This window comes from Megasphaera sp. DJF_B143, assembly GCF_900320625.1.
Classification (GTDB): domain Bacteria; phylum Bacillota; class Negativicutes; order Veillonellales; family Megasphaeraceae; genus Megasphaera; species Megasphaera hexanoica.
In genome coordinates, this window is sequence record NZ_ONTA01000053.1 from 1 (window position 1) to 3,589 (window position 3,589).

Genomic DNA, 3,589 nt, shown 5'->3' on the forward strand with positions numbered 1-3,589 from the left:
AAAATCGCCTACTTTATTGGAGTCAAAAGCGACATGTCCCCGTACGAGATCGTCGAATTCGAGAGTTTCATTCTTCGGGGTCTTGACTCGGATGACATAAGGCCGGCCTTCTTTCAGGTACTGCTGCACCTGTTCCGGCGACAGATGGGAACACTTGCCGGAATAAACCGGTGTTTCTCCCTTTGCCATCTGTGCTTCTTTTTCGGCTTCCAGTTCTTCGGGAGTACAGAAACAATAGTATGCTTTACCTTCTGCTAGTAATTTATCGGTATATTTTTTGTAGATATCCAGGCGTTCCATCTGACGGTACGGTCCGTCCGGGCCGCCTACATCAATACCTTCATCCCAGTTGATACCCAGCCAGCGCAGTGCTTCCTTGATATTTTCTTCCGATTCACGGGTAGAACGCTTCTGGTCCGTATCTTCAATGCGGACGACAAAGGTACCACCGGTATGTTTGGCTTCCAGGTAATTGAAAAGAGCCGAGCGGGCACCGCCAATATGGAACGGGCCAGTCGGGCTGGGTGCAAAACGTACGCGTACTGTATTAGACATAACAAACTCCTCCTACTATCTATTACTATTAATTTCTGTATTTAATAACCATGGCAGCGGCCTGGGCGGCCATGCCTTCCTGCCGGCCTACAAAACCCAGGTGTTCTGTCGTAGTCGCTTTGACACAGACGGCAGACGGATCAATCTGCAGAGCATCTGCCAGATTGGCTGTCATCTGAGCCACATATGGCTTGATTTTCGGCTGCTGGGCCAGGAGCGTCACATCGACGTTAATGACGCGGCAGCTGTTCTCTATCAGTATCTGCCGTACTTTACGCAGTAAAATAAGGCTGGAAATATTCTTAAATGCCGCATCCGTATCGGGAAAATACGTACCGATGTCTTTCAGCCCTGCCGCTCCCAGGAGCGCATCCATGACGGCATGGACGAGTACATCCGCATCAGAATGGCCATCCAGTCCTTTTTCATAGGGAATCTCCACGCCGCCCAGAATCAGTTTTCTTCCTGATACGAGCGGATGGACATCATAGCCGCTGCCGACACGGTGCTCTGACGGTCCGGTCATGTAAAATTCAAGGACCGGCACATCGTCCATCGTAGTCACTTTATGATTCCGTTCATCCCCCTGGAGAATAACAACCTTTTCCCCCATTGCCTCTGCCAGTGAGGCATCGTCTGTCCCCGTCAGGTGATGCTCTTTGGCGTACCGGTGGGCTTCCAGCAGTGTCTGGCGCCGGAAGATCTGAGGCGTTTGTACAGCAATCAGGCGGCTCCGGTCCAGTGTGCGGACACGCTGCAGCCCCCAGGCTCCAGCTTCTTCCCGTTCCTTGACCGTATCTTTGACAGGAATAGCATATACAGCTACATTTGCTTTTTCCATAACCGGCACGGCATTATCAAACCACTCCGGACCGGCCATGGGGCGTGACCCATCGTGGACCATAATGATGTCGGCTGACTCATCTGCTGCCACGAGGCCATTATAAACAGAATCTTCCCGTTCCGCTCCTCCCAGAGCAAAACGGACCGGTACAGACGGATGCAGGCCGGCAACCATATCTTCTATATCCCTCCGGTCCCGTTCCGCTACTACAATGACGACTTCACTGACACAGGCTGCAGCAAAAACGTGCTGCAGCGTATGAGTCAGTACAGGTTTTCCGCACAAAGGAAAAAACAGCTTATTGCGCTCATAGCCAAAACGCCGGCCTGAACCGGCCGCTACTATGATGACAGATACTTTCAAACCTTTCACCTACTCGTGTTCGACTTTTACAAATATCATACGCCCTGCCGAAGTCTGCAAAACAGAAGTAACTACGACGGGGACGGTAGAGCCAATATATTTCTGGCCATTTTCGACGACAATCATAGTACCATCGTCGAGGTACCCTACACCCTGATTATTTTCTTTACCGGCCTTGACGACCAGTACTTCCATATGCTCTCCCGGAATCCGGGCCGGCTTCAGTGCATTGGCCAGATCATTGATATTCAGAACAACGACACCCTGCAGCGCCGCTACCTTATTCAGATTATAGTCATTAGTCACGACTTTGGCATTGATTTTCCGGCCCAGCCGGACCAGTTTGGAATCAACGCCCTGCACATCATCAAAATCATCATTGATGATACGGACTTCTACATAGTTGTCTTCCTGCATCTGCTTCAGTATATCCAACCCGCGGCGCCCTTTGTTTCTCTTCAGGACATCAGAGGAATCGGCAATAAGCTGCAGTTCCTCCAGGACGAAAACAGGCACCAGAAGAGGCCCTTCGAGGAAACCGGTACTGCATATTTCCGCAATCCGCCCGTCGATGATAGAACTTGTATCCAGGAGTTTCCCTGAAAATTCTTCTTTTTTCCGTTCTTTTTCCCTATTTTTGGGCAAGCGGAAAATACCGGCCCAGCTGACGATTTCTGTCTTCTTGCGTACAGCTATACTCATGCCGGCATACCCGAAAATAATGCTGAATACAATTGGCCCATACGCTCCGATAATCGGCAATTTGGAAAACGCCAGTCCTATTAAATTAGCAATAATGAGTCCAAAAAGCAATCCCAGCGTCCCAATAAGCAGATCCTGCGTAGAAAAGTCACTCAGGCCCGTTTCCATGCGCTGAATAACCTTCCATATCAGCCGCAGCACGAGCGGTGACAAGATATATCCCAGAACGACACCCAGAAGGGCTCCCACGATATAGGTAATCATAGTCATCAGTGTCGTACCAAAAATACCAATCCGGGAAAAACGACCCTCGATTTCTGCACTGAAAAAAGGCGTCGTCACCAGCTGGTCTGCCAACATGACAAAGATGACGGCCATGATCAGCATAACCGCACCTTTCATGATATTATCAGCAATTTTACGGCCATTGAGTTTCTTGCGTTCCGGTTTTCTTTTTTCTTTATTTTCTGTCGTATGTACATCAGCCATAGTATGTCACCCCCTTCTCATATTAATCAACATTTTCATTCATTATACCTGTAAAAAGCATCTTTTTACAATTTCTTATCATACCATATTTTTTGATAAGACTCCACAAAAAAGAACACGTCAGGGAAAAAACACGAGCAGCTCTGCCTTTCTATACAGCAAAACTGCTCGTTTTTCTCTATTCAGCGATGGCACCCGCCATAGTAACCACCGTTACCGTGATGTCCATAGCCATTGCCGTGATGTCCGTACCCATTACCGTCCCCGTAGCAGGGGCCTGTCATTTCGACGGCACCATTTTCATTGACTGCGTAGCCACGGTGCTGGATAACCGGTTCCATATGACCATCTGCCATAACACGGCGTCCCTGATAATAGGTAACGGGGCTGTTGCAGTCATATACAGTCGATCTTCCTGCCGGACCAGCAGTACTGTTATGATAATATGCCAGAGCACTTCCGCCACATAAAAGGGCCACTGCCGTACATAATACGGCCAGCCTTTTCACTCGTTTCCGCATAATTGTCCAACCTCCCTTGTACTTTCTTTTTAAATTTTATATTCTACTACCAGTATACCATACCAGCCAGTGAAAAAAATAAATTTTATTTAAATTGTCAAAAAATCAGGAAGAA

4 protein-coding genes are annotated in these 3,589 nt (G+C 48.4%); all 4 read right to left on the bottom strand.

What is annotated here, in order from left to right:
- Positions 1 to 555: glutamate--tRNA ligase (locus tag DBO31_RS01550; RefSeq protein WP_234995350.1), on the bottom strand; the 555-nt coding region annotated here is incomplete at its 3' end.
- 28 nt (positions 556 to 583) lie between these two features.
- Positions 584 to 1,771 (bottom strand): 2-C-methyl-D-erythritol 4-phosphate cytidylyltransferase, encoded by a 1,188-nt coding sequence (gene ispD, locus DBO31_RS01555; RefSeq protein ID WP_234995351.1) that lies wholly within the window; start codon positions 1,769 to 1,771, stop codon positions 584 to 586.
- Complete coding sequence (locus DBO31_RS01560) at positions 1,772 to 2,953, bottom strand: PIN/TRAM domain-containing protein (protein ID WP_059075375.1); 1,182 nt, start codon at positions 2,951 to 2,953, stop codon at positions 1,772 to 1,774. It lies immediately after the preceding gene.
- Between the two features lie 182 nt (positions 2,954 to 3,135).
- Complete coding sequence (locus DBO31_RS01565; RefSeq protein ID WP_150824273.1) at positions 3,136 to 3,474, bottom strand: hypothetical protein; 339 nt, start codon at positions 3,472 to 3,474, stop codon at positions 3,136 to 3,138.
- Between the last annotated feature and the right edge of the window lie 115 nt (positions 3,475 to 3,589).

Excerpts from the sequence above, each read along its gene's own strand:
- DBO31_RS01560 (WP_059075375.1), bottom strand. The coding sequence starts at position 2,953 with ATGGCTGATGTACATACGACAGAAAATAAAGAAAAAAGAAAACCGGAA.
- DBO31_RS01565 (WP_150824273.1), bottom strand. The coding sequence starts at position 3,474 with ATGCGGAAACGAGTGAAAAGGCTGGCCGTATTATGTACGGCAGTGGCC.